The sequence below is a fragment of the Caballeronia sp. ATUFL_F1_KS39 genome (genome assembly GCF_023630985.1).
GTDB classification, from domain to species: domain Bacteria; phylum Pseudomonadota; class Gammaproteobacteria; order Burkholderiales; family Burkholderiaceae; genus Caballeronia; species Caballeronia zhejiangensis.
On the sequence record NZ_JALQDZ010000002.1, the window covers coordinates 52,934 to 77,635 of the forward strand.

Genomic DNA, 24,702 nt, shown 5'->3' on the forward strand with positions numbered 1-24,702 from the left:
TTTTTCAGGCATTCACCCATGAACTACAAGATTTCGACGGAACCTGGCGCGCGTTTGCGCATCGATAAGTGGCTTTGGGCAGCGCGTTTCTTCAAGACGCGTTCGCTCGCGAGCGATGCGGTCGAGAAAGGCCGCGTGAAGATCGGCGGGGCGAATGTGAAGCCGTCTAAGGACGTGCGCGTTGGCGATATCGTCGAGATCGATATCGAACGGCTGGTGTGGCAGGTCGAAGTGCTCGGGATATGCGATGTGCGCGGCCCGGCGCCGGTCGCCCAGACGCTCTATGCCGAAACCGGGGAAGGCCGTGCGAAACGCATGGCCGAGGCCGAGCGCCGCAAGAATTTCCGCGAGCCCGCAGCGGAACTGCAGGGAAGGCCGACGAAGCGCGACCGGCGCACTATCGACAAATTTTCTCGTTCGGATTGAAGTAGCTTTCGATGGTCGCGTGAACGCCGCCGTACTCGGTGGTACGTTCGGTCACGACGCCGGACATGCAGATGGTGGTCGTTCCCGCGACGAGTACCAGGGCGACCACCGCGATAGCAAAGGTCAGTTTCATGGTATCCCCGGGAAGCGGGTTGCCCGGTCAGAAGGCGGCCGGATCAGGAAACGGGCAAGGGCTGAAAGCGGTTTGAAGCAATTCGTAGGATTAGGGTTAACGTGCGTCCTGCGCTGCTTTTTTGAAGTGTAGGCGACTCAGGGCTTTCCCTCAATCCGAAAATCGCGCGCCGCGGCGAAGTGTGTATTACGAGCCATTGCGGCGCCACCTTGCTGTCGAGATTTGTCCGAAAAACCGTTTCGAAGGCTTGAAAAAGCTTTCGGCGCCCTCATTTCGGCCGTTAGTGCGAAAAATGCGTCCGACTTTCGGTCTGGCCGCTTTCGCAGCCGATTCAACTCACTGCAATACATATTCAGCGACATGGAAAACACGCAAGAGAATCCAGCGAGCCAGAACGCAACGCCCGCCGACGATAACGCGCGCCAGTCCGCCGACCCGACCAGCGCGGCGGCTCCCGCGTCCCAAGGCGCACCGGCTGATGCCGCCGCCGCGCCGCAAGCCGCGCCGAATGAGGCCGAAGCTGCGCTCGCCGAAGCGCAGGCCACCATCGCCGCGCTCAAGGAAGACTTCCTGCGCGCGAAGGCCGAAACCGAGAACGTGCGCCGCCGCAGTCAGGAAGATGTCGCGAAGGCGCATAAATTCGCCATCGAAAATTTTGCGGAGAACCTGCTTCCGGTGCTCGACAGCCTGGAAGCCGCGCTCGCCGACCAGTCGACGGATGTCGCCAAGGTTCGCGAAGGCGTCGAACTGACGCTGCGTCAACTGACGGGCGCGTTGGAGAAAGGCCGCGTGATCGCGGTGAACCCGGTCGGCGAAAAATTCGATCCGCATCGCCATCAGGCCATCTCGATGGTTCCGGCGGAACAAGACCCGAATACTGTCGTCACGGTGCTGCAGAAGGGCTACGTCATCGCCGACCGCGTGCTGCGTCCGGCGCTCGTGACCGTCGCCGCGCCGAAGTAATCGGTCTCGCGGCGTACGTGCCGGCCGTGTCGGTCGCCGCACAAAAAAAACTTATAGACCGCATCGTTTGCAGGGTCTTGAAATCGAAACTGACGCTCTTATCTTGCGTACAGGTATGAATTTTGGGCGTTCGGCCCGGTAAATCGGCAAAAGCCGGCATCGAAAGGCCGGCCGCAACGCCACTGCGATCAAAGCTAGGAGAGGATAAAAAATGGGCAGAATCATCGGTATCGACCTCGGCACCACGAACTCGTGCGTGGCGCTGATGGAAGGCAATCAGGTCAAGGTCATCGAGAACTCGGAAGGCGCGCGCACCACGCCGTCGATCATCGCGTACATGGATGACAACGAGATCCTCGTCGGCGCGCCTGCGAAGCGCCAGTCGGTCACCAATCCGAAGAACACGCTGTACGCGGTCAAGCGCCTGATCGGCCGCCGCTTCGACGAGAAGGAAGTGCAGAAGGACATCAACCTGATGCCCTACAAGATCGTCAAGCACGACAACGGCGATGCATGGGTCGAAGCGCACGGCAAGAACCTCGCGCCGTCGCAGGTTTCGGCTGAAGTCCTGCGCAAGATGAAGAAGACCGCTGAAGACTACCTCGGCGAGCCGGTGACGGAAGCCGTCATCACGGTTCCGGCGTACTTCAACGACAGCCAGCGTCAGGCAACGAAGGACGCGGGCCGCATCGCCGGTCTGGAAGTGAAGCGCATCATCAACGAGCCGACCGCGGCCGCGCTCGCGTTCGGTCTCGACAAGGCCGAAAAGGGCGACCGCAAGATCGCCGTGTTCGACTTGGGCGGCGGCACGTTCGACATCTCGATCATCGAGATCGCGGACGTGGACGGCGAAATGCAGTTCGAAGTGCTGTCGACGAACGGCGATACGTTCCTCGGCGGTGAAGACTTCGACCAGCGCATCATCGATTACATCATCGGCGAGTTCAAGAAAGAGCAGGGCGTCGACCTGTCCAAGGACGTGCTCGCGCTGCAACGCCTGAAGGAAGCCGCTGAAAAGGCGAAGATCGAACTGTCGTCGACGGCTCAGACCGACATCAACCTGCCGTACATCACGGCGGACGCGTCCGGTCCGAAGCACCTGAACCTCAAGTTCACGCGTGCCAAGCTCGAAGCGCTCGTCGAAGATCTGATCGAGCGCACGATCGAACCGTGCCGCATCGCGATCAAGGATGCGGGCGTGAAGGTCGGCGACATCGACGACGTGATTCTCGTCGGCGGCATGACGCGTATGCCGAAGGTGCAGGAGAAGGTGAAGGAATTCTTCGGCAAGGATCCGCGCCGTGACGTGAACCCGGACGAAGCCGTCGCCGTGGGCGCCGCGATTCAAGGCCAGGTTCTGTCGGGCGACCGCAAGGACGTGCTGCTGCTCGACGTGACGCCGCTGTCGCTCGGCATCGAGACGCTCGGCGGTGTGATGACGAAGATGATCAACAAGAACACGACCATCCCGACGAAGCACTCGCAAGTGTATTCGACGGCGGACGACAACCAGGGCGCCGTGACGATCAAGGTGTTCCAGGGCGAGCGCGAAATGGCCGTCGGCAACAAGCTGCTCGGCGAGTTCAACCTCGAAGGCATTCCGCCCGCACCGCGCGGCGTGCCGCAGATCGAAGTGACCTTCGACATCGACGCGAACGGCATTCTGCACGTTGGCGCGAAGGACAAGGCGACGGGCAAGGAAAACAAGATCACCATCAAGGCGAACTCGGGTCTGACGGACGCGGAAATCGACAAGATGGTGAAGGACGCCGAAGCCAACGCCGAGGAAGATCACAAGCTGCGTGAGCTGGCCGACGCGCGCAACCAGGGCGATGCGCTGGTTCACAGCACGAAGAAGGCGGTCGCGGAGTACGGTGACAAGGTCGACGCTTCGGAGAAGGAAAAGATCGAAGCGGCGCTGAAGGACCTCGAAGAGGCGCTGAAGAGCAGCTCGAGCGACAAGGCCACGATCGAAGCAAAGGTCGAGGCGCTGGCTCAGGCTTCGCAGAAGCTCGGCGAAAAGATGTACGCCGACATGCAGGCGCAGCAAGGCGCGGCGAGCGCGGCCGCGGGTGCGGCAGGCGCGGGCGCGTCGGCGGATGCGGGCGCGAGCCAGCATCACGATGACGTCGTCGACGCCGACTTCAAGGAAGTGAAGAAGGACTAACGCCGAATCGGGCGCGTGAGTGGCGACATTCACGCGCTTTTCGGTGGTATCACCGGGACGCGTTGGCGTCTGACGTGGAGCGCGCCTGGCGAGCCTTTCGGCTCTCCGGGCACGTTGTTTTTAGAGGCGCGTTGCTTCTGGCGAGGCGCAAAAAGTTTTACGCGCGGGTTGCGAGCGACATCCGCAGCATCTCGCAGCATCTGACAGGAACCGCGGCGCTCAAGCGCGGCGGCATCGAACCGACATGGCGAAACGGGATTACTACGACGTTCTGGGCGTCGCGAAAAATGCGAGCGACGACGAGATCAAGAAGGCGTATCGCAAGCTCGCGATGAAGTATCACCCTGACCGCAACCCGGACAACAAGAAGGCGGAAGAGAATTTCAAGGAGGCGAAGGAAGCCTACGAAATGCTCTCCGACCAGCAGAAGCGGGCCGCCTACGATCAGTACGGCCACGCGGGCGTGGATCCGAACATGGCGGGCGCGGGCGCGCAAGGTTTCGGCGGTTTCGCCGATGCCTTCGGCGATATCTTCGGCGACATCTTCGGACAGACGGCGGGTGGCGCCGGCGCGCGCGGCCGCAGCGGTCCGCAGGTGTATCGCGGCGCGGACTTGCGCTACAGCATGGAAATCACGCTGGAGCAGGCGGCGCACGGCTACGACACGCAGATTCGCGTGCCGAGCTGGGTGAACTGCAACGTCTGCCACGGCTCCGGTGCGAAGCCGGGCACGAAGCCCGAAACCTGCCCGACCTGTCATGGTCAGGGCCAGGTACGCATGTCGCAAGGGTTTTTCAGCATCCAGCAGACGTGCCCGAAGTGTCACGGCAGCGGCAGCTACATCCCCGATCCGTGCGCGAACTGCCACGGCGCTGGTAAGGTGAAGGAAACGAAGACGCTGGAAGTGAAGATTCCGGCGGGCATCGACGACGGCATGCGAATCCGCTCGGCGGGCAATGGCGAGCCGGGCATCAACGGTGGTCCGGCCGGCGACTTGTATGTGGAAATCCACATCAAGCAGCATTCGGTGTTCGAGCGTGACGGCGACGACCTGCATTGCCAGATGCCGATTCCGTTCACGACGGCGGCGCTCGGCGGCGAGATCGAAGTGCCGACGCTCGCGGGCCGCGCGAGCTTCACGGTGCCGGAAGGCACGCAGTCGGGCAAGACGTTCCGTTTGCGCGGCAAGGGCATCAAGGGCTTGCGTTCGAGCATCGCCGGCGATCTGTATGTGCATGTCCAGGTGGAAACGCCGGTCAAGCTCACCGACGCGCAGCGCGATTTGCTCAAGCAGTTCGAGAAGTCGCTCGTCGAGGGTGGCGCGCGGCATAGTCCGCAAAGCAAGAGCTGGTTCGACCGCGTGAAGAGCTTCTTCGATTGATGCGGTCGAGTGCGTCGTACGTCGGGCAGGTATGACGATGAAAACCGAAGAGCGCAGCGCGGTGTTCGCGCTGCTCGACGATTGCGATGCGACCGCCGAAAGGCGGTCGAGTCGTTTGTACACGGACTTCGTGCGCGAACGCGTGTGCGTGAACGCGCGCGATCTCGATGCCGTTTGCGCCGAAATCGAGCGCGATCTGCAGAGCGGCCTGCATGCGCTTGTCGTCGCGGATTACGAGTTCGGACGCAATCTCCAGTTCGGTGAAATCGGGCGTGGTGAAGATCAGGCGCTTCGCGTGCTGATGTTTCGCTCGTGCGTGTTTCTGTCGCGTAAGGAAGTGAGCGCCTGGCTCGCCGATGACGAGGTTGCAGGCGTCGCGGGCATTGCGCCGAGCGTCACCCGCGACGAGTTCGACGAGGCCATCGCCACGGTTCAGGAGGCGTTGAAGGAAGGCGAGTCGTATCAGATCAACTACACGTATCGGCTGAATTTCGATGTATTCGGCACGCCGCTCGCGCTGTATCGGCGATTGCGCGAGCGGCAAGCCGTGCATTTCGGCGCGTTCATCGCGTTGCCGGACGGCAGGTCGGTCGTGTCGTGCTCGCCGGAATTGTTCGTCGAGAAACATGGCGATCTGTTGCGCGCGCGGCCGATGAAAGGCACCGCGCCGCGGGATGCCGATCCCGAATCGCTGCGCCTCGACCCGAAGAATCGCGCCGAGAACGTGATGATCGTCGACTTGTTGCGCAACGACATGTCGCGCGTGGCGGTCACGGGTTCGGTCAACGTACCCGCGCTGTTCTCGGTCGAGCCGTACGCATCGGTGTGGCAGATGACGTCGACGATCGAAGCGCGCGTCATTCCGGGCACGTCGTTCGCGGACATCGTGCGCGCGCTCTTTCCGTGCGGCTCGATTACCGGCGCGCCGAAGTATCGGACGATGCAACTGATCGACGAATTCGAGAGCACGCCGCGCGGGCTTTACACCGGCGCGATCGGCTGGCTCGATGCGAGCGGCGACTTCTGCATGTCGGTGGCGATTCGTACGCTCGTCATCGATGCGGCCGCGCGGCACGGCGTGCTCGGCATCGGCGCGGGCATCGTGCTCGATAGTGTCGCCGCCGACGAATACGAGGAGTGTCTGTTAAAAGCGCGTTTTCTGACGGGCGCGGATTTCGGCTTCGAACTCTTCGAGACGACATACGCGACACGCGATGAAGGCGTGCGCCATTACGCGCGCCACGTCGCGCGGTTGAAGGCGAGCGCGGCGTATCTCGGTTTCACGTTCGACGAAGCTTCGTTGCATGAGCAGACCGCGCAACATATCGCGGACTTCGAAGGCCAGAAACCGTATCGAATGCGTATCGCGCTGGCCAAGAGCGGGCGCATCACGATGACGAGCGCGCCGCTTGCGCCGTTGCCATCGGATACGGTGAACGTGCTGCTCGCTTCGGAGCGCGGATTCGCGCCGCAAAGCTCGGCCGATCCGCTGCTCAGACACAAGACGACGCGTCGCGCGGATTACGATCGTGCGTGGAAAGCCGCCGAAGCCGAAGGCGCGTTCGACATGTTGTTCGTCAACGAGCGCGGCGAGTTGACCGAGGGCGGCCGCTCGAGCGTGTTCGTGAAGCTCGACGGCGAGTGGTTCACGCCGCCCATCGATGCCGGCGTGCTGCCGGGCGTGATGCGCGCGGTGTTGATGGAAGAACTCGGCGCGCGCGAACGCGCGCTTACGCCGAACGAACTCGACAACGCGCAGAGCCTGCTGATCAGCAACGCCCTGCGCGGCGCCGTCGAAGCGCGCCTCAAACGTTAGCCAGAATCACCACTCGGCGACGCTGCCATCCGCGTGACGCCACACCGGATTGCGCCAGCGATGGCCGACCTTCGCCATTTCGCGCACTTTCTCCTCGTTCACCTCGATTCCCAAGCCCGGCCCTTGCGGAATCGACACCATCCCGTCTTCGTACTTGAAGACTTCCGGATTCCTGATGTAATCGAGCAGGTCATTGCCCTTGTTGTAGTGAATGCCGAGGCTCTGTTCCTGGATGAACGCGTTATAGCTGACCGCATCGATCTGCAGACAGGTTGCGAGCGCGATCGGACCGAGCGGGCAGTGCAGCGCGAGCGCGACATCGTAGGCTTCGGCCATCGTCGCGATCTTGCGGCATTCGGTGAGACCGCCCGCGTGCGACGCGTCCGGCTGAATGATGTCGACGTAACCGCCCGCCAGAATGTGCTTGAAATCCCAGCGCGAGTAGAGCCGCTCGCCGAGCGCGATCGGCGTGCTTGTCTGGTTGACGATATCGCGCAGCGCCTCGACGTTTTCCGAAAGCACCGGCTCTTCGATGAACATCAGCTTGAACGGATCGAGCTCCTTCGCGAGCACTTTCGCCATCGGCTTGTGCACGCGTCCGTGAAAGTCGACGCCGATGCCCACGTTCGGCCCGACCGCTTCGCGCACCGCTTGCACGTTGTCGATCACGCCCTGAACCTTGTCGAAGGTATCGATGATCTGCAGCTCTTCCGAGCCGTTCATCTTCACGGCCTTGAAGCCGCGCTCGACCACCGCCCGCGCGTTGTTCGCGACGTCGCTCGGACGGTCCCCGCCGATCCACGAATACACCTTGATCTTGTCGCGCACCTGGCCGCCGAGCAGCGCGTGCACCGGCACGCCGTGATGCTTGCCGAGAATGTCCCACAATGCCTGATCGACGCCCGCGATCGCGCTCATGCCGATCGGCCCGCCGCGATAGAAGCCCGCGCGGTACATGACCTGCCACAAGTCTTCGATATGGCGCGGGTCCTTGCCGACGAGATAGTCGGCGAGTTCATCGACGGCTGCGGCGACCGTATGCGCGCGGCCTTCCACAACCGGCTCGCCCCAGCCCGTGATGCCCTCGTCGGTTTCGATCTTGAGGAAGCACCAGCGCGGCGGAACGATGAAGGTCTCGAGTTTCGTGATTTTCATTGAGCGTCTCCTGAAGGGTTTTACATGGTAGCAAAAAGGCGATGTCTGGGCATATTAATAGTATTATTCGCGTAAAGATTGGGACTTACGAAACATCAGTCGAATGCCCGATAATCGTGCTCAAAATATGAAGGGAGACCATCATTTACCGCGATCTGCATGGCCGTGTGACGCATGAACTGGGCATGGCGATCCTGCGCGGCGACTTTGCGCCGGGTTCGCCATTGCCGCGCGAAGCGGAACTGATGGAGCGCTTCGGCGTGAGCCGCACGGTGTTGCGCGAGTCGTTGCGCACGCTGACATCGAAAGGATTGATCGAGTCGCGGCCGAAAGTCGGTACGCGCGTGCGCGCGCAAGACGCGTGGAATCTGCTCGATGCCGACATGCTCGACTGGTACTCGCGCGTCGCGCCGCCGCTGCAATTCGCACTCAAGCTTCAGGAAATGCGCGAGATGATCGAGCCGTACGCCGCCGCGCTCGCCGCCGACAACCACGAAGAACGCACGCGCGAACGACTCACGCGCGCGCATCAGGCGATGGCGGACGCGCAGAACGTCGATGAATGGGTGCGCGCCGATCTCGACTTCCATCTGGGCGTGCTCGCCGCGTGCAGCAACGAATTGCTGATTCCGCTCGGCGCGCTGATCGAGCGCACGCTCGAAGGCCAGTTGCGCCTGAACGCGAAGCGCGCCGACGTCTACAACGCGTCGCTCGCGGAACATACGGCGGTTTTCGAAGCGATCATCGCGCGCGATTCGAACGGCGCGCGCCGCGCGATGGCCGGTCTGCTTGGTGTGACACGCGGCCGGATTGAGGGCTAGAACGCGTTCAGCGGAATCTTCAGATAGGTCGTGCCGTTGCTCGCCGCGTCGGGAAAGTGGCCCGCGCGGATATTGACCTGAATGGCGGGCAAGATGAGCGTCGGCATGCCGAGCGTCGCGTCGCGCGCCTCGCGCATCGCGACGAACTCGTCCTCGGTCTTGCCGCCGCCGACGTGGATGTTCTTCTCACGCTGCTCGCGCACCGTGGCTTGCCATTGCGGAGCGCGCGTCTCCGGCGGATAGTCGTGACACACGAAAAGCCGCGTGTCGGGATCGAGCGCGAGCAGGCGCTGAATCGATCGATACATCGCGCGGGCGTCGCCGCCCGGGAAATCGCAGCGCGCGGTGCCCAGATCCGGCATGAAGAGCGTGTCGCCGACGAACACCGCATCGCCGACGCGATACGCCATGTCGGCGGGCGTATGTCCCGGCACGAAGAGCGCGGTTGCTTCGAGCGCGCCGATCATGAACCGCTCGCCGTCGGCGAACAGATGATCGAACTGCGAGCCATCGAGCTGGAACTCGGGTTCGAGATCGAAGATCTTCTTGAACACGCCCTGCACCGTGCGTATCGACTCGCCAATTCCGATCTTCCCGCCGAGCGTGCGTTTCAGATACGGCGCCGCCGAGAGATGATCGGCGTGCGCGTGCGTCTCCAGAATCCATTCGACGGAAAGCCGCTGGTCCCGCACGAACGCGACGACCGCATCGGCGGATTTCGTCGATGTGCGCGCGGCTTTGGGATCGTAGTCGAGCACCGGATCGACGATAGCCGCGGCGGAGCCGGGCGCTTCGTAGACGACGTACGTCATCGTGCCGGTGTTGATGTCGAAGAAGGGCTGAATGATCGCTTGCACGCTGATTCCCCCGGTGCGTCACGCGATCCTGTGCTTTTGCGGCCCGGATGGATTGGGCGTGTTTGTCAGGATCGCGATACAGTGTAACCCTTTGCGCCGGGCATCGATGCGCCGGCCGTCGTCTTCGCGAAAGCTCCATCGAGAGGTTTGAATGCCGCACGTCCCGACCGCGCTCGCGTCGTCCTGGGGCGCGTGGGCCGTGTTCGTCAGCGTCCTCGCGACGCAGCTCGGCGTGCCGGTCCCCGCCGCGCCGATGCTCATTCTCGCCGGCACGCTCGTCGCCGCCGGCAACGTGCCGTTCTGGCAAATGCTGGTGGCCGCAGTGCTCGCGGTGCTCATCGCCGATTCCTTGTGGTTCACCGCGGGCCGTCTCTACGGCCGAACCTTTCTCAATTCGCTCGTGCGCTTCTCACTGTCGATCGATACCACGCTGCGCACCGCGCGCCGATGGTTCGAGCGCTTCGGCGTGCCGCTGCTCGCGCTGTCGAAGTTCGTGCCGGGGCTCGGGCTCGTGTCGGCGCCGCTGCTCGGCACCACGCAGATCGAAGTGCGCGTCTTCGTGTTGTGGGATCTGATCGGCGCGACGGCGTGGGCGAGCTTCTGGATGCTCGGCGGCGCGGCGTTCGAGGCGCAGATCGGCCGGCTCATCGAACTGGTGCGCGCGAACGGCACGACGCTGATCGACGTGCTCGTGATCATCGCGCTCGGCTTCGTGCTGTATCGATGGATCCGGCGCGAGCAGTTTCGTCAGTGGCTCGCGAAGTATCACATCACGCCCGATCAGCTCGACGCGATGATGCACTCCGACACGCCACCCGTGATCTACGACGCGCGTCCGGCGGACATTCGCCGTCGCGAGCCGTATCGCATCGCGGGCGCGATCGCGCTCGATCTCGATTCGCCGGATCGCGTCGATCAGTTGTATGCGGAGCACGAGGTCGTCGTGTATTGCGTGTGTCCGAACGAGGCGACGGCGAAGACCATCGCGCGTCAATTGCGGGCGAAGGGCTTCAGACACGTGCGGCCGCTGAAGGGCGGGCTCGATGCGTGGGAAAAGCACGGCTATCCGATCGAGCCGATTCCGCCCGAGCACTTGCGCGCGCCCGCCGATCACGACGACATCGATCACGACATGGTGACGATCCGCGCGACCGCGCCGGAATGAGCCGACCCTAGCTGCGGCGCGCCGGCCGGTTCACGAGCGCGATGCCCGCGAGGACCATCGCGGCGGCGACCATGAAGCGCGCGGTGAAATGCTCGCCGAGCAAGAGCACGCCGAAGGTGACGCCGAAGATCGGCGTGAGAAACGAGAACACGGAAAGCCGCGACGCCATGTAGCGCGTGAGCAGCCAGAACCACGTCAGATAGCTGATGAACGCGACGACGATCGCCTGATACGCGAGACTCGCGATCGCTATCGGCGACACGGCTTCGACGTGCGTCTGCCCGATGCCCGCCGCGAGCACGAGCAGCAGAACCGCCGATACCGCCAGCTGATAGAACAGCGTCTTGCTCGCGCTCGCATGGGAGAGCGCGGACGCGCGCACGACGACCGTCGTCGCGGCCCAGAAGATGCCGGCCATGATGCCGAGCGCATCGCCAGCGATGCCTTGCAACGTCGATGCGCTATTCGGATTGCCGTGCAGAAAGCCGTCCGCGAACGCGAGCGCGATGCCGCAGAACGCGAGCACGATGCCGCTCCACTGCGTGCGCGAAAGCCGCTCGCCCGCGACGAACCAGTGCAGCCCGAGCGCGGTGAAACAGGGCGCGGTGTAGAGAAACACGGCCATGCGTGTGGCCGTCGTGAGACTCAGGCCGAAGAAGATGCAGACGAATTCGCCGCCGAACAGCACGCCCGCGAGCAGTCCGGCGGGCAGCGTGTCGTCGCGCTGAAAGAGCGGCACGCCGCGCGTGCGCGTCCAGACCCATACGAGCAATGTCGCGATCAGCGAGCGGATGCCGGCCTGCAGCATCGGCGGAATCGAGGCGTTGGCTTCCTTGATCGCGACTTGCTGGAATCCCCACGCGCCGCAGAGGGCGATCATCACGATGACGGCGGTGGCGTCGGGGGCGCGGCGCAGGGAGAGGGATGGCGAGCTCATCGGCTGTCGGTTAAGCGTGCACTGATCTGGAGCGTCGATTGTGCCAGCGAACCGCTGCGATGAACGAAAGGTCGGGACGAGCCCGTGGAGATTGCGCGCCGCGACGAGCGTGCGGCGCGCGCTTTGAAAGCGTGGATTGAGCGCGGTTCAGGAATGCTTTTCGATCAGTTCGACCTTGTAGCCGTCCGGATCTTCGACGAACGCGATCACCGTCGTGCCGCCCTTCACCGGACCGGCTTCGCGCGTCACCTTGCCGCCCGCCTGACGGATGCGCTCGCACGCATCGGCGGCGTTATCGACTTCGAGCGCGATATGGCCGTAAGCCGTGCCGAGATCGTACTTGTCGGTGCCCCAGTTGTAGGTCAGTTCGAGCACGCTGTTCTCGCTTTCCGGGCCGTAGCCGACGAACGCGAGCGTGTACTTGTACTCGGTGTTTTCGCTTTGACGCAGCACATGCATGCCGAGAATGCGCGTGTAGAAATCGATGGAACGCTGCAGGTCGCCGACGCGCAGCATCGTGTGGAGGAGTCGCATGGTGGGATTCCTGTTTGTAGGTTTGCGGGGACAGGAATGAAATTGTACCGTCGGCGCTTTTTACGCGCTGACCGCGCTCACAGTGCCGGCAGCAAGTCCGGCGGATGATGCTTGAGCGTATGCCGCGCCTCGCGGAACTCGGGGAAGATCGATTCCACCGTCTGCCAGAAACGCGGGCTGTGATTCATCTCGCGCAGATGCGCCAGCTCGTGCGCGACGACGTAATCGATGATCGACATCGGAAAATGGATGAGCCGCCAGTTGAGGCGAATCTTGCCGTCGCTGGAGCAACTGCCCCAGCGCGTCGCCGCCGACGACAGCGCATACGCGCGGTACTCGACGCCGAGCTTCGCCGCATAGACCGCGAGCCGCGCACCGAAGATGCGCTTCGCTTCGCTTTGCAGCCAGCCTTGCACGCGATCCTTGATCTGCTGCGCGTCGGCGGATGCTGGCAGCGGAAGCGTGAGCACGCCGGTTTCGTCATCGAACGAAAGCGCGCTCGCAGAGTTGAGCGACACGCTGATCGTCTTGCCGAGAAACGGAAACTGCGCGCCGTCCTTCCATTCGATGCGCGGCAGCGCGCGCTGCTCCACGCGCGTCTGCCATTCGGTGAGCTTCCTGACGATCCAGTTCTGCTTGTCGAGAATCGCGCTTTCGATATCGGCGATCGTCACCCAGCGCGGCGCGGTGATCGCGAGCCCGGTTCCGTCGATGCAAAAGCCGATCGTGCGCCGCGACGAACGACGCAACCGGTATTCGAGCGCGCCCGCTTTGAGCACGATGCGACGCAGGCGCACGCCATCGGGCAGCGGTGCGGTGGGCGCGTTCGGTGCAGCGGGCGTGAGGACGGGAACGGGATCGGCGGGGGGAACATCGCCGCGCAGCGGAGCCGGTCCGTTCGCGGGCGGCGCGCCGGAGTAAGCCGGCGCATGCTCGAACGGCAGATCGAGTTGCAGGGTATCGAGCGCGACGGCGGGGCGCTGTCGCGAAGGGGCTTTCTGCATCGGCTCCGCTTTGCGCTCACGGCGCAGGAATGACGAGAAGAAAGAGTAGGGCACGCCTCGGCTCGAATCGAACGCCGCCGCGTCAGCGGCCCGCGCCCGCAGCGCCGGCTTTGGCCGGCTGCGCGTTCGGCACGGCGTAAGCGTGCGGATCGATGCGGCGCATTTCCGTCTCGATCCAGCTTTCGACGCGCGCGTTCACTTCCTCGGGCGTGAGACCGGCCGTATCGATCGGCTTGCCGACCGACACCGTGACTATACCCGGATATTTGATGAACGAATTGCGTGGCCACACGTGACCGGCGTTGTGCGCGATCGGCACGACCGGCGCGCCGGTTGCAACCGCGAAGCGTGCGCCGCCGGTCTTGTACTTGCCCTGGCTGCCGACGCGTGTGCGCGTGCCTTCGGGGAACATGATGATCCACGCGCCTTCGTCCATGCGCGCGCGGCCTTGCCTGGTGACGGAGACGAAGGCGTCGCGGCCCTGCTTGCGATCGATGTGCACCATCTTCAGGAGTCCGAGCGCCCAGCCGAAGAACGGCACATAGAGCAGCTCGCGCTTGAACACGTAGCAGAGCGGCCGCGGCATCAGCGCGGGAAACGCGAGCGTCTCCCATGCGGACTGATGCTTCGACAGCAGCACGGCCGGACCATTCGGCAGGTTCTCCATGCCTTCGATCGTGTAGCGAATGCCGATCAGATGCCGCAGCACGACGATCGTCGACTTGCACCAGCCGGCGGCCATCCAGTAACGCTTGTCTGCGCGCATGAACGGAAACGCGATGAAGCAGGCGATCGCGTACGGCACCGTGTACACGACGAAGTAAAGCATCAACAGCAACGAACGGATGAAGCGCATGGAATGTCTGTTACTGAGCCGCGGCGCGATCCTGATGCCGCGCGAGGAAATCGAGCGCGAATGCGCGCAAGTCCTTGTGAACGAGGGTGCCTTCGGGCAACTGGCCTTCCTTGAGCGTCTTTTCGCCTTTGCCGGTCAGCACGAGATGCGTGGGAAAGCCGAGCGCCGCGCCCGCCTGGAGATCGCGCAAAGAATCGCCGACGACCGGCGTATCTTCCGGATCGATCTCGAAGCGGTCGATGATCTGTTGCAGCATGCCGGGCCGGGGCTTTCTGCAATCGCACTGATCTTCGGCCGTGTGCGGGCAGAAAAACACCGCGTCGATGCGCCCGCCGACGGCCGCGACCGCGCGATTCATCTTCTGATGCATTGCGTTGAGTGCGGCCATGTCGAATAGACCGCGCCCGATGCCCGACTGATTCGACGCGATCGCCACGCGATAGCCCGACTGGTTCAGCCGCGCGATCGCTTCGAGACTGCCGGGAATGGCGACCCATTCGTCCGGCGACTTGATGAAGGCATCCGAATCGACGTTGATGACGCCGTCGCGATCGAGGATGACCAGTTTGCGGTTCATGACCATGGGCGGCGTTTCTTAAGCAGCGAGCTTCGAGATGTCGGCGACGCAGTTCATCTGCTGATGCAGCGCGTTGAGCAGCGCAAGACGATTGTTGCGCAGCGCCGGGTCTTCCGCGTTCACCATCACGTCGTTGAAGAACGTATCGACGGATTCGCGCAACGCGGCGAGCGCGGTGAGCGCCTCCGTATAGTTGCGCGCGGCGAGCTGGCTTTGCACGCGCGGCGTCACTTGCTCGATCTGCGCGTACAGATCCTTCTCGGCCGCTTCGACGAGCAGTTCCTTGTCGACCACCGAAGGCGCGCCTTGCTCCGACTTCTTCAGAATGTTCGAGATGCGCTTGTTGGCCGCCGCGAGCGCCGCGGCTTCCGGCAGCGCCGCGAATTCGCGCACGGCGTCGAGGCGCGCGACGATGTCGTCGAGGCGCGTCGGGTTCAGGCTCAGGACCGCTTCGATATCGTTCGCTTCGAAGCCGCGCTCGCGCAACAGTCCGCGCAGACGATCGAGGAAGAAGGCGTAGACCGCTTCGGTCGAATCGGCGACTTGCGGCATGCCCGCGAACTGACGTTGCGCCGCGCCGACGAGATCACGCAGATCGACCGGCAGCTTCTTTTCGAGCAGGATGCGCAACACGCCCAGCGCGTGACGGCGCAGCGCGAACGGATCTTTCTCGCCCGTCGGCGCGAGCCCGATGCCCCAGATGCCGACGATCGTTTCGAGCTTGTCCGCGAGCGCGACCGCGGCACCGACGCCCGTCGACGGCGTTTCGTCGCCCGAGAAGCGCGGCTGATAATGCTCCGAGCAGGCGAGCGCGACTTCTTCCGGCTCGCCGTCGTGACGCGCGTAGTACGTGCCCATCGTGCCTTGCAGCTCGGGGAATTCGCCGACCATGTCGGTCAGCAGATCCGCCTTCGCGAGACGCGCGGCGCGGCGCGTCAGCGCGGGATCGACCCCGACCATCGGCGCGATTTCGCCCGCGAGCGCTTCGAGACGCTCGACGCGCTGCAGCGTCGAGCCGAGCTTGTTGTGATAGACGACGTTCGCGAGCAGCGGCACGCGATCTTCGAGGCGCTTCTTCTTGTCCTGCGTAAAGAAGAACTTTGCGTCGGCGAGGCGCGGGCGCACGACGCGCTCGTTGCCTTCGACGATCTCGCCGGGCGTCTTCGTATCGATATTCGACACGATCAGAAAACGCGAGCGCAGCTTGCCGTTCTGGTCCGTGAGCGCGAAGTATTTCTGGTTCGTCTGCATCGTGAGGATCAGACATTCCTGCGGCACCTGCAGGAATTCCTCGTCGAAGCGGCATTCGTAGACGACCGGCCATTCGACGAGCGCGTTCACTTCGTCGAGCAGCGCTTCGGGCATCACGACGCGATCTTCGCCCGCAAACGCCTGCAGTTGCGTGCGGATCGATTCGCGGCGATCGTCGAAGTTCGCGACGACGCGGCCTTTGTCGAGCAGGGTGTCGGCGTAGTCGTCGGCATGAGCGATCGCGACGAAGCCTTCCGACATGAAGCGATGCCCGATGGTCGTATCGCCCGCATCGACGCCAAGCGCGCTGACCGGCACGACGTCGCGGCCGTGCATCGCGATCAGGCGCTGCACCGGACGCACGAACTGCACGCTGGTGCCGTCCGGACGCTGATACGTCATGACCTTCGGAATGGGCAGCTTGCCGAGGGTTTCGTCGAGCGCGGCTTGCAGGCCGTCGGCGAGCGTCGCGCCGGGCGCGGCGTAGCGCAGGAAGAAGGCTTCGGCCTTGCCGTCCTGCGCGCGTTCGAGTTCGGCGATGGGAAAGTCGGGGAAGCCGAGCGCCGCGAGTTTCTTCGCGAGCGGCGGCGTGGGGTTGCCTTCCTTATCGAGCGCGACCGTTACCGGCAAGACTTTCTCGCGCACCTGCTTTTCCGGCGCGACATCGCGCACATTGCGGATGAGCACGGCGAGGCGGCGCGGCGTCGCGTACTTTTCGAACGAAGGCGCGCCGTCGATGAGATCGCGCGCGGCGAGACGCTCGACGATGCCATCGGCGAAAGCGGTGCCGAGACGCGCAAGCGCTTTCGGCGGCAGTTCTTCGGTGAGCAGCTCGACGAGGAGCGAAGCGTGGTTGGATTGCGTCATTGTTCTAGCGAGCCTCGTCAAGCCTGTTCGTTGTTGCTGGGTTCGCCCGGCGGCGTGCTTTCCACCTTGAGCGGCGGCGCCCATGCCGGACGCTGCGCTTCCTGCTCGTCGCTGACGAGATCGCGATCGCCCTTGACCGGATTGCCGAGCATCGGGAAGCCGAGCGCTTCGCGCGAATCGTAATAAGCCTGCGCCACGAGGCGCGACAACGCACGGATGCGGCCGATATACGCCGCGCGCTCAGTCACGGAAATGGCGCCGCGCGCATCGAGCAGATTGAACGTATGGCCGGCCTTCAGCACGAGCTCATACGCGGGTAGCGCGAGCTTCGCATCGATCATCTTCTTCGCTTCTTCTTCGTAGCTCTTGAAGAACGTGAACAGCAGATCGACGTTCGCGTGCTCGAAGTTGTACGTGGACTGCTCGACCTCGTTCTGGTGATACACGTCGCCGTAGGTGAGGCGGCGCAGTTCGCGGCCGTTCGGGCCGTCTTCTTCCCATTCGGTCCAGATGAGGTCGTACACGTTCTCGACCTTCTGCAGGTACATGGCGAGGCGTTCGAGACCGTAGGTGATTTCGCCGAGCACGGGCTTGCAGTCGATGCCGCCCGCTTGCTGGAAGTACGTGAACTGCGTCACTTCCATGCCGTTGAGCCACACTTCCCAGCCGAGTCCCCAGGCGCCGAGCGTCGGGTTCTCCCAGTCGTCCTCGACGAAGCGCACGTCGTTCTGCTTCAGATCGAAGCCGAGCGCTTCGAGCGAGCCGAGGTACAAATCGAGGATGTTTTCCGGCGCGGGCTTCAGCACGACCTGATACTGATAGTAGTGCTGCAGGCGGTTGGGATTCTCGCCATAGCGGCCGTCCTTCGGGCGGCGCGACGGTTGAACGTAGGCCGCGCGCCACGGCTCCGGGCCGATCGCGCGCAGGAACGTGTGGACGTGCGAGGTGCCTGCGCCGACTTCCATGTCGATCGGCTGGAGGAGCGCGCAGCCCTTTTCGTTCCAGTAGGACTGCAGCGTCAGAATGATTTGCTGGAAAGTGAGCATGATTGCCTTTTGCGGGCGAACGCGGCGCGGCCATCGTCGTGACGACGCGACTCGGAGGCTCGGCCGAAGTACTTAAACGGAGAATTTTAGCCGAACGGACGGGCGGGTGCGGCTTTTTGGGAGAAGGCGGGCCGCGTCGCATCGCGCGACGCGGCTTTGTTTCAGCCGATGTTCAACGCTCGCCCGAACGTTTCCGATTCGGCGCGAATGCGAACGCGAACGCCAGCAGAATCAGCGATACCGCGATCACCGTCATGTTCCCGCTCGTCACATACGGCGTGCTGCCCGACGTGCCTTGCACGCGCGCTTCGAGCACGCCCGTGGCGAACGTCGGCAGCTTCGAGATGACATCGCCGTTGGCCGCGATCGCCGCCGTCATGCCGGTGTTGGTCGCGCGCAGCATCGGCCGGCCGGTTTCCATCGACCGCATTCGTGCGATCTGCAAGTGCTGATCGAGCGCGATGGTATTGCCGAACCACGCGAGATTCGTCGAGTTGATGAGAATGCCCGCGGGCGTTTCCTGCTCGCGGATCGTGCGCGCGATCTCTTCGCCGAAGATGTCCTCGTAGCAGATATCGACGGCGACCGGCTGGTTGTGCACGACGAATGCCTTCTGCGCGATCGGCCCGCGCGCGAGATCGCCGAGCGGAATGCCCATCATGCGCACGAACCAGTGAAAGCCGGGCGGCACGAATTCGCCGAAGGGCACGAGATGATGCTTGTCGTAGCGATACACGCCGTTCACATGCGGCGTGACGCCGAAGAGACTGTTGGTGAAATCGGTTGCGCGGCCATCGGGCAGAATCGTGACGCCGATCGCGCCGAAGAGAATCGACGAGTTCGTGTCGTCGGCGAAATTGCGGATCGCGACGGCGAAATCCTGCGGAATCTGCACCGACAGCACCGGCAGCGCGGTTTCCGGCGTGACGATCAGATCAGCGGGCTTCTCGGTGATGAGGCGCTTGTAGAGCGCGAGCGAGTCATCGACGCCCGACTGCTCGAACTTCATTTCCTGCTTCACGTTGCCTTGCAAGAGACGCACGTCGAGCGGTGCGTTGGCGGGCGTCGTCCATTGGACGAGCGACAGCAGCATGCCCGCGACGATCAGCGCAACCGCGACGACGCCCGGCGCGAACGCGAGCCGCCGCGTCTTGCGCAAGTGATAGACGGCCTGCACGATCAGCGCGGCGACGAGCGCGAGCACCCAGCCGACGCCGTACACGCCGACGATCGCGCTGAAGCCCTTGAGCGGACCGTCGACTTGCGCATAACCGCTCGCGAGCCAGGGAAAGCCGGTGAACACGAGGCCGCGCAGCCATTCGCCGAGCGCCCAGGCGCTCGCGAACGCGAACGCGCCGTGCCATGTCGGCGCATAGCGCGGCGATGCTTCGATGTCGCGTGCGGTGGCGGCGTCTTCATCGCCGAAGCGCGCGCGCCCCGCGACGAACGACCAGACCACGCTCGACAACGCCGGATAGATCGCGAGATACAGCGAGAACAGTGCGACGGCGGCGGCGGCGAGCGGCGCGGCCATGCCGCCGTAGACATGCATGCTGATGTAGAGCCACCACACGCCCGTCACGAAGTTGCCGAAGCCGAATGCCCAGCCGGTCGCGGCGGCGCTTTTCCAGCCGTTCGTGCGCGAGAGCCACGAGAAGAACAACGCGAACACGGCGAGCTCGATCCATCCGCCGTGCGGCGTCGGCGCGAAGGAGAGCGTATTGATCGCGCCGAGCACGGCCGCGACGAGGTAATGCCAGAACGGCAATGCGCGACGCGTATCGGGTGTCACGGAGACGTCGCGTTGACGGGAGAGAAAGCGAAACGATGAATCGGCCATTGATGACGGTCGAGATGAAACGGCAAAAGCGAGTGTAGGACTGACAGCGGGCGCCGTTCGGCTGCGGCGCCCGCGAAGCGCTTAGTCGCGCAGTTCGTCTTCGTCGTCGCCCGCGTGGTGATGTTGCTGCGCGAGATTCGGCACGCGCCGCACGAGAAGAACGTGAATCTGGCGGGCGTCGCCGCGCAGGATCTCGAACACGAAATCGTCGATGCGTACTTTTTCGCCGCGATGCGGCACGCGCCCGAAGCGATGCGTGACGAGTCCGCCGATGGTATCGACTTCTTCGTCGGAGAAATCGGTGCCGAATTCCTCGTTGAATTGCTCGATGCCGGTGAGCGCGCGCACGCGATACTTGCCGTCGGGCGTCGCGATGATATTGCCGGCTTCCTCGTCGAAGTCGTATTCGTCCTCGATGTCGCCGACGATCTGTTCGAGCACGTCCTCGATCGTGATGAGGCCGGCGACGCCGCCGTATTCATCGACGACGATCGCGATGTGATTGCGGTTCACGCGAAAGTCGTGCAGCAGTACGTTCAGACGCTTCGATTCGGGGATGAAGACGGCGGGGCGCAGCATGCCGCGCACGTCGAATTCTTCTTCGGCGTAGTAGCGCAGCAGGTCTTTCGCGAGCAGCACGCCGATGACGTTGTCGCGATTGCCTTCGTACACCGGATAGCGCGAGTGTGCTTTTTCGAGCACGAAGGGGATGAATTCCGCGGGCGTTTCCGCGATGTTGATGGCGTCCATCTGGGCGCGCGGCACCATGATGTCGCGCGCGCAGAGGTCGGACACCTGAAAGACGCCTTCGATCATCGAGAGCGAGTCGGCGTCGAGCAGGTTGCGCTCGTGCGCGTCCTGAAGCACTTCGAGAAGTTCGTCGCGCGATTCCGGCTCGTGCGAGATGAAATCGGTCAGGCGTTCGAGGAGCGAGCGCTTTTCTTGCGGTTTGTCGGTGTGGCGTCGACTGGGATAGGGATCGTTCATAGCGGAGCGCCCGGGAGTTCCCGGGCGCAGGTTAGCGGAAAGTTAAGCATACACCAAGGCAAAAAGCGGGCTGCGTGGCGCGGCGCGCATGACTTCAGCCATGCTAGCCGATAAATGTGCGAGAAGTATGTCCAGCGGAAAGCGTTGGCCGAATGGACGATATCAGGCGCGAAAATCATATGGAGGCAAAAAGCGCCAACGTCAGCGTCCGCCCTGCGCCTGGCAACGCTTCAACAACGCCTCCAGCGCCCGATCCGGCATGCCGCTCTCGCGCAGCGCCTCCACCGTCCGGCTGACGTAATCCAGCGTCGTCCCATATCGGCCGCTCGCGCAGCCGAGCACCGTTCGCACGACCGGATCGGCGAGCTTGCCGGTATAAGACGCCGCATCGCGCCGCATGACGAACGCGAGCGCATCGACGCGCCGTCCGTCCGCGAGCGTACAGGGCAGCCACGCGGGGCGGTACGAACCCATCGCCATTTCGCGGCGCCACAGCACGTCGAGATGCTCGATCGCTCCGACGCCCGCGAGCCGGAACGCCATGCCGGTGCACGAGCCGCCGCGATCGAGTGCAAGCACGAGACCCGGCTGCTGCGGCGTGCCGCGATTCACGCGCGACCACAGATAAAGCCCGCGATGATAGCCATGCACTTTGCCGCGCACCGCTTCGACTGTCGGCAGCCCGGGGTTCCAGATCAGCGAACCGTAGCCGAAGAGCCACACGTCCGACTCGCCGTCCCAATGCGCGAACGCCGCCTCGCGCGATGCCGCAAGTTCGGCATCCGTCCACAATGCGGATTCGCCGAGCGCGGGCGGATAGCCGGCGCACGGCTCGGGCGCGATGTCAGGAAGTGACTCGGGATGCGTGGGTTCGGGCAGCTTGTCGTTCACGGCGCGTTGGGAACATCGGGGACATCGGACCGGCTTCAGGTCGAAGGCACGTAAGGATCGGAAAATCCCAGAGACTGCATGATATCCGTCTCGATGGATTCCATCTCTTGCGCTTCGCTCTCGACTTCATGGTCGTAGCCCTGCGCATGGAGCGTGCCGTGGACGATCAGATGCGCGTAATGCGCGGCGAGCGGCTTGCCCTGTTCGGCCGCCTCGCGCTCGACGACCGGGCAGCACAGAATCAGATCGCCCGCGACCGGATCGTCCTCCGATTCTGCATACGCGAAAGTCAGCACGTTCGTCGCGTAATCCTTCTGCCGATACGTGCGGTTGAGCATCCGGCCTTCTTCTTCGTCGACGAAGCGCACGGTCAGTTCGGCGTCCGCGAACAGCGACGCCTTGATCCAGCGGGCGACCGTCGCGCGCGGCAGGATCGCCTTGTGCGACGGATACGCCTTCGCCGCTGGAAACTGCAGGGTCAACGTGAGGCGCGGCATTATTCGGGCTTCTGCGCTTGCTGTTGCGCAGCGCGCGCGGCCTCGGCGAGCGCGGCGTCTTTCTGCGATTGCGCGTCGTAAGCCTCGACGATGCGCGCGACGAGCGGATGCCGCACCACGTCCGCCGACGTGAAATGCGTGATCGCGATGCCGCGCACTTCCGACAGCACATGCTGCGCCTCGATCAGGCCGCTCTTGTGGCCGCGCGGCAAGTCGACCTGCGTCGTATCGCCGGTGACGACCGCCTTCGAGCCGAAGCCGATCCGCGTCAGGAACATCTTCATCTGCTCGGGCGTGGTGTTCTGCGCCTCGTCGAGGATGATGAACGCGTGATTCAGCGTGCGCCCGCGCATGTACGCGAGCGGCGCGATTTCGATCATCTGGCGCTCGAACATCTTCGCGGTCTTGTCGAAGCCGAGCAGATCGTAAAGCGCGTCGTAAAGCGGACGCAGATACGGATCGACCTTCTGCGCGAGATCGCCCGGCAGAAAACCGAGCCGCTCGCCCGCTTCGACGGCGGGGCGCGTCAGCACGATGCGCTTGACCTGATCGCGCTCGAGCGCATCGACCGCGCACGCGACCGCGAGATACGTCTTGCCCGTGCCCGCCGGCCCGATGCCGAAGGTCACGTCGTGCGCGATGATCTGCTTCAGATACTCGCGCTGCGCGGGCGTGCGTCCGCGCAGATCGGCGCGTCGCGTGTAGAGCTTCGGACCGTGGTCTTCGTCTTCGCCGAGATCGATCGTCGCGCTCGGTTCATCGAACGGATGATCGGGATCGCCACGAAAACGCGGATCGATTTCGCCTTCTTCGCCGTTAGCTTCGCGCGCATCCTTCGCGCGACGCGTCGCATGACGCGCTTCGACGAGCGCGAGCTGAATGTCGTCGACGGAAATCGGATCCCGCGCGCGGTTGTAGAAGTTTTCGAGCGCCGCGAGCGCGACTTTGGCGCCACGACCACGAATCGCGATCTTGTGGCCGCGTCGCGAAAGCGTCACATCGAGCGCCTGCTCGATCTGCCGCAGGTTTTCGTCGAGCGGGCCGCAGAGGTTGGCGAGCCGCGCGTTTTCGTCGCGCGGAGCGGTGAATTCCAGATGCTGCGTGGGAGCGTTCTTCAAAGTGAACTTGAGTTCCTGTCTTTAGTGCGCAAGCTCGGGCGCCATGACCAGTTCGCCGCGCAGCGAGTGCGGATAGGCATGCACGATCTTCACGTCGATCATCTGGCCGATGAGCCGCGCGTGCGATTCTGCCGGCGCCGGGAAATTGACGACGCGATTGTTCTGCGTGCGTCCCGCGAGTTCGTTCGGATCCTTGCGCGCCGGGCGTTCGACCAGAATGCGCTCGACCTTGCCGACCATCGATTCGCTGATGCGCTGCACGTTTTCCTCGATCGTCGCCTGCAAATGCTGCAGACGCTTCAGCTTGACTTCGCGCGGCGTGTCGTCGTGCAGATTCGCTGCCGGCGTGCCGGGGCGCGGGCTGTAGATGAACGAGAAGCTCGTGTCGTAGCTCATCTCGTCGACGAGCGCCATCATCTTGTTGAAATCGTCTTCGGTCTCGCCGGGAAAGCCGACGATGAAATCCGTCGACAGCGACAGATCCGGGCGGATCGCGCGCAACTTGCGGATGACCGACTTGTATTCGAGCACGCTGTAGCCGCGCTTCATCGCCATCAGAATGCGATCCGAGCCGTGCTGCACCGGCAAATGCAGATGCGAGACGAGCTTCGGCACTTTCGCGTAAGTGTCGATCAGGCGCTGCGTGAATTCCTTCGGATGCGACGTCGTATAGCGGATGCGTTCGATGCCCGGAATGTCCGCGACGTATTCGATGAGCGTCGCGAAATCCGCGATCTCGCTCGAACCGAGCGTCAGCGCGCCGCGATAAGCGTTCACGTTCTGGCCGAGCAGCGTGACTTCGCGCACGCCCTGGTCCGCGAGACCGGCGACTTCGGTGAGCACGTCGTCGAGCGGGCGAGACACTTCCTCGCCGCGCGTGTACGGCACGACGCAGTAGCTGCAGTATTTCGAGCAGCCTTCCATGATCGACACGAACGCGCTCGGGCCATCGACGCGCGCCGGCGGCAGATGATCGAACTTCTCGATTTCCGGAAACGTGATGTCGACCTGCGCGCGGCCGGTCGCGCGGCGCTGATCGATCATCGCGGGCAGACGATGCAGCGTCTGCGGACCGAACACGAGATCGACATACGGCGCACGCGCGACGATCGACGCGCCTTCCTGACTCGCGACGCAACCGCCGACGCCGATCAGCAGATTCGGGTTCGCTTCCTTCAGCTCGCGCACACGGCCGAGATCGGAGAACACCTTCTCCTGGGCTTTTTCGCGCACCGAGCACGTATTGAACAGAATGACGTCCGCGTCTTCGGGCGTATCCGTCTTGATGAGTCCTTCCGCCGCGCCGAGCACGTCGACCATCTTGTCGGAGTCGTACTCGTTCATCTGGCAGCCGAAGGTCTTTACATAAACTTTCTTGGTCATGAATCGTCGCCGGTCGCAGTGGTTAACCTG

Annotated in this window: 23 protein-coding genes; 7 read left to right on the forward strand and 16 right to left on the reverse strand. The window is 63.6% G+C overall.

The features are described 5' to 3' along the window. The first annotated feature begins 18 nt into the window (after positions 1-18). Positions 19-426, forward strand: a complete 408-nt coding sequence (locus tag NCR93_RS02310) for an RNA-binding S4 domain-containing protein (RefSeq protein WP_008351473.1) — start codon at positions 19-21, stop codon at positions 424-426. Here NCR93_RS02310 and NCR93_RS02315 read toward each other — a convergent pair. Continuing rightward, complete coding sequence (locus NCR93_RS02315; RefSeq protein WP_008351472.1) at positions 398-559, reverse strand: hypothetical protein; 162 nt, start codon at positions 557-559, stop codon at positions 398-400. The two genes, NCR93_RS02310 and NCR93_RS02315, sit on opposite strands and share 29 nt — an antisense overlap. Positions 560-919: 360 nt before the next feature. Here NCR93_RS02315 and grpE point away from each other — a divergent pair, with 360 nt between their 5' ends. The 4 genes from grpE to pabB all read left to right on the forward strand — a co-directional run bounded on the left by grpE (position 920) and on the right by pabB (position 6,886). Next, positions 920-1,522, forward strand: a complete 603-nt coding sequence (gene grpE / locus NCR93_RS02320) for a nucleotide exchange factor GrpE (RefSeq protein ID WP_008351471.1) — start codon at positions 920-922, stop codon at positions 1,520-1,522. A 211-nt stretch (positions 1,523-1,733) separates the two neighbouring features. Continuing rightward, the gene (gene dnaK, locus NCR93_RS02325) at positions 1,734-3,689 is read left to right on the forward strand and encodes a molecular chaperone DnaK (RefSeq protein ID WP_250532163.1); all 1,956 of its coding nucleotides are present in this window, start codon (positions 1,734-1,736) and stop codon (positions 3,687-3,689) included. A 244-nt stretch (positions 3,690-3,933) separates the two neighbouring features. Beyond that, positions 3,934-5,070, forward strand: a complete 1,137-nt coding sequence (gene dnaJ, locus NCR93_RS02330) for a molecular chaperone DnaJ (protein ID WP_008351467.1) — start codon at positions 3,934-3,936, stop codon at positions 5,068-5,070. A gap of 37 nt (positions 5,071-5,107) precedes the next feature. After that, positions 5,108-6,886 (forward strand): aminodeoxychorismate synthase component I, encoded by a 1,779-nt coding sequence (pabB, locus tag NCR93_RS02335; protein ID WP_502799842.1) that lies wholly within the window; start codon positions 5,108-5,110, stop codon positions 6,884-6,886. 6 nt (positions 6,887-6,892) lie between these two features. Here the strand turns inward: pabB and dgoD are convergent, their stop codons facing one another. Then, positions 6,893-8,041 carry a galactonate dehydratase gene (gene dgoD, locus NCR93_RS02340; RefSeq protein WP_008351463.1) on the reverse strand — a complete coding sequence of 383 codons (1,149 nt, stop codon included), beginning with the start codon at positions 8,039-8,041 and terminating at the stop codon, positions 6,893-6,895. A gap of 140 nt (positions 8,042-8,181) precedes the next feature. Between dgoD and NCR93_RS02345 the strand changes: the two genes are divergently transcribed. After that, positions 8,182-8,862 (forward strand): FadR/GntR family transcriptional regulator, encoded by a 681-nt coding sequence (locus NCR93_RS02345; RefSeq protein WP_033536533.1) that lies wholly within the window; start codon positions 8,182-8,184, stop codon positions 8,860-8,862. On the opposite strand, the gene NCR93_RS02350 is transcribed toward NCR93_RS02345, so the two are convergent. After that, positions 8,859-9,719 (reverse strand): MBL fold metallo-hydrolase, encoded by an 861-nt coding sequence (locus NCR93_RS02350; protein ID WP_034470664.1) that lies wholly within the window; start codon positions 9,717-9,719, stop codon positions 8,859-8,861. The genes NCR93_RS02345 and NCR93_RS02350 overlap by 4 nt on opposite strands. 151 nt (positions 9,720-9,870) lie before the next feature. On the opposite strand from NCR93_RS02350, the gene NCR93_RS02355 reads away from it, so the two are divergent. Continuing rightward, positions 9,871-10,884 carry a DedA family protein/thiosulfate sulfurtransferase GlpE gene (locus NCR93_RS02355; protein ID WP_250532165.1) on the forward strand — a complete coding sequence of 338 codons (1,014 nt, stop codon included), beginning with the start codon at positions 9,871-9,873 and terminating at the stop codon, positions 10,882-10,884. A 7-nt stretch (positions 10,885-10,891) separates the two neighbouring features. Here NCR93_RS02355 and NCR93_RS02360 read toward each other — a convergent pair whose 3' ends face one another. The 13 genes from NCR93_RS02360 to miaB all read right to left on the reverse strand — a co-directional run bounded on the left by NCR93_RS02360 (position 10,892) and on the right by miaB (position 24,672). Then, a complete protein-coding gene (locus NCR93_RS02360) occupies positions 10,892-11,821 on the reverse strand; it encodes a DMT family transporter (protein WP_008351457.1) in 930 nt (309 codons plus the stop codon). A 147-nt stretch (positions 11,822-11,968) separates the two neighbouring features. Then, on the reverse strand, positions 11,969-12,355 hold the full coding sequence (gene gloA, locus NCR93_RS02365) for a lactoylglutathione lyase (protein WP_008351454.1): 387 nt from the start codon (positions 12,353-12,355) through the stop codon (positions 11,969-11,971). Positions 12,356-12,432: 77 nt separating this feature from the next. Further along, positions 12,433-13,359, reverse strand: a complete 927-nt coding sequence (locus tag NCR93_RS02370; RefSeq protein WP_250433723.1) for a M48 family metallopeptidase — start codon at positions 13,357-13,359, stop codon at positions 12,433-12,435. 82 nt (positions 13,360-13,441) lie between these two features. Continuing rightward, the gene (locus tag NCR93_RS02375; protein ID WP_008351449.1) at positions 13,442-14,215 is read right to left on the reverse strand and encodes a lysophospholipid acyltransferase family protein; all 774 of its coding nucleotides are present in this window, start codon (positions 14,213-14,215) and stop codon (positions 13,442-13,444) included. A gap of 10 nt (positions 14,216-14,225) precedes the next feature. Next, a complete protein-coding gene (gene gmhB, locus NCR93_RS02380; RefSeq protein ID WP_008351447.1) occupies positions 14,226-14,798 on the reverse strand; it encodes a D-glycero-beta-D-manno-heptose 1,7-bisphosphate 7-phosphatase in 573 nt (190 codons plus the stop codon). Between the two features lie 12 nt (positions 14,799-14,810). Next, positions 14,811-16,910: a glycine--tRNA ligase subunit beta gene (glyS, locus tag NCR93_RS02385; RefSeq protein ID WP_034470666.1), complete on the reverse strand. Its 2,100-nt coding sequence runs from the start codon at positions 16,908-16,910 to the stop codon at positions 14,811-14,813. A 17-nt stretch (positions 16,911-16,927) separates the two neighbouring features. Continuing rightward, entirely contained in the window at positions 16,928-17,956 is a 1,029-nt protein-coding gene (glyQ, locus tag NCR93_RS02390) for a glycine--tRNA ligase subunit alpha (protein ID WP_075583488.1), read from the reverse strand. 172 nt (positions 17,957-18,128) lie between these two features. Next, on the reverse strand, positions 18,129-19,796 hold the full coding sequence (gene lnt, locus NCR93_RS02395) for an apolipoprotein N-acyltransferase (RefSeq protein ID WP_008351439.1): 1,668 nt from the start codon (positions 19,794-19,796) through the stop codon (positions 18,129-18,131). 81 nt (positions 19,797-19,877) lie between these two features. After that, the gene (locus NCR93_RS02400; RefSeq protein ID WP_008351437.1) at positions 19,878-20,783 is read right to left on the reverse strand and encodes a CorC family transporter; all 906 of its coding nucleotides are present in this window, start codon (positions 20,781-20,783) and stop codon (positions 19,878-19,880) included. Between the two features lie 201 nt (positions 20,784-20,984). Continuing rightward, the gene (locus tag NCR93_RS02405; protein ID WP_034470668.1) at positions 20,985-21,674 is read right to left on the reverse strand and encodes a gamma-glutamylcyclotransferase; all 690 of its coding nucleotides are present in this window, start codon (positions 21,672-21,674) and stop codon (positions 20,985-20,987) included. 35 nt (positions 21,675-21,709) lie between these two features. Then, the gene (gene ybeY / locus NCR93_RS02410) at positions 21,710-22,171 is read right to left on the reverse strand and encodes an rRNA maturation RNase YbeY (RefSeq protein ID WP_008351433.1); all 462 of its coding nucleotides are present in this window, start codon (positions 22,169-22,171) and stop codon (positions 21,710-21,712) included. After that, positions 22,171-23,289, reverse strand: coding sequence for a PhoH family protein (locus tag NCR93_RS02415; RefSeq protein WP_175979817.1), 1,119 nt, complete (start codon positions 23,287-23,289; stop codon positions 22,171-22,173). Before NCR93_RS02415 ends, ybeY begins: the two co-directional genes overlap by 1 nt. Before the next feature lie 21 nt (positions 23,290-23,310). Further along, positions 23,311-24,672, reverse strand: coding sequence for a tRNA (N6-isopentenyl adenosine(37)-C2)-methylthiotransferase MiaB (gene miaB, locus NCR93_RS02420; RefSeq protein ID WP_008351429.1), 1,362 nt, complete (start codon positions 24,670-24,672; stop codon positions 23,311-23,313). Positions 24,673-24,702 lie beyond the last annotated feature (30 nt).

What these genes read in the sequence shown, in the direction of transcription:
- pabB (WP_502799842.1), top strand. Translation starts at nt 5,108, where the DNA reads ATGAAAACCGAAGAGCGCAGCGCGGTGTTCGCGCTGCTCGACGATTGC.
- NCR93_RS02310 (WP_008351473.1), top strand. Translation starts at nt 19, where the DNA reads ATGAACTACAAGATTTCGACGGAACCTGGCGCGCGTTTGCGCATCGAT.
- gloA (WP_008351454.1), bottom strand. Translation starts at nt 12,355, where the DNA reads ATGCGACTCCTCCACACGATGCTGCGCGTCGGCGACCTGCAGCGTTCC.
- glyQ (WP_075583488.1), bottom strand. Translation starts at nt 17,956, where the DNA reads ATGCTCACTTTCCAGCAAATCATTCTGACGCTGCAGTCCTACTGGAAC.
- NCR93_RS02375 (WP_008351449.1), bottom strand. Translation starts at nt 14,215, where the DNA reads ATGCGCTTCATCCGTTCGTTGCTGTTGATGCTTTACTTCGTCGTGTAC.
- grpE (WP_008351471.1), top strand. Translation starts at nt 920, where the DNA reads ATGGAAAACACGCAAGAGAATCCAGCGAGCCAGAACGCAACGCCCGCC.
- NCR93_RS02355 (WP_250532165.1), top strand. Translation starts at nt 9,871, where the DNA reads ATGCCGCACGTCCCGACCGCGCTCGCGTCGTCCTGGGGCGCGTGGGCC.
- dgoD (WP_008351463.1), bottom strand. Translation starts at nt 8,041, where the DNA reads ATGAAAATCACGAAACTCGAGACCTTCATCGTTCCGCCGCGCTGGTGC.
- NCR93_RS02315 (WP_008351472.1), bottom strand. Translation starts at nt 559, where the DNA reads ATGAAACTGACCTTTGCTATCGCGGTGGTCGCCCTGGTACTCGTCGCG.
- NCR93_RS02370 (WP_250433723.1), bottom strand. Translation starts at nt 13,359, where the DNA reads ATGCAGAAAGCCCCTTCGCGACAGCGCCCCGCCGTCGCGCTCGATACC.
- miaB (WP_008351429.1), bottom strand. Translation starts at nt 24,672, where the DNA reads ATGACCAAGAAAGTTTATGTAAAGACCTTCGGCTGCCAGATGAACGAG.
- dnaJ (WP_008351467.1), top strand. Translation starts at nt 3,934, where the DNA reads ATGGCGAAACGGGATTACTACGACGTTCTGGGCGTCGCGAAAAATGCG.
- glyS (WP_034470666.1), bottom strand. Translation starts at nt 16,910, where the DNA reads ATGACGCAATCCAACCACGCTTCGCTCCTCGTCGAGCTGCTCACCGAA.
- NCR93_RS02360 (WP_008351457.1), bottom strand. Translation starts at nt 11,821, where the DNA reads ATGAGCTCGCCATCCCTCTCCCTGCGCCGCGCCCCCGACGCCACCGCC.
- NCR93_RS02400 (WP_008351437.1), bottom strand. Translation starts at nt 20,783, where the DNA reads ATGAACGATCCCTATCCCAGTCGACGCCACACCGACAAACCGCAAGAA.
- lnt (WP_008351439.1), bottom strand. Translation starts at nt 19,796, where the DNA reads ATGGCCGATTCATCGTTTCGCTTTCTCTCCCGTCAACGCGACGTCTCC.
- gmhB (WP_008351447.1), bottom strand. Translation starts at nt 14,798, where the DNA reads ATGGTCATGAACCGCAAACTGGTCATCCTCGATCGCGACGGCGTCATC.
- dnaK (WP_250532163.1), top strand. Translation starts at nt 1,734, where the DNA reads ATGGGCAGAATCATCGGTATCGACCTCGGCACCACGAACTCGTGCGTG.
- ybeY (WP_008351433.1), bottom strand. Translation starts at nt 22,171, where the DNA reads ATGCCGCGCCTCACGTTGACCCTGCAGTTTCCAGCGGCGAAGGCGTAT.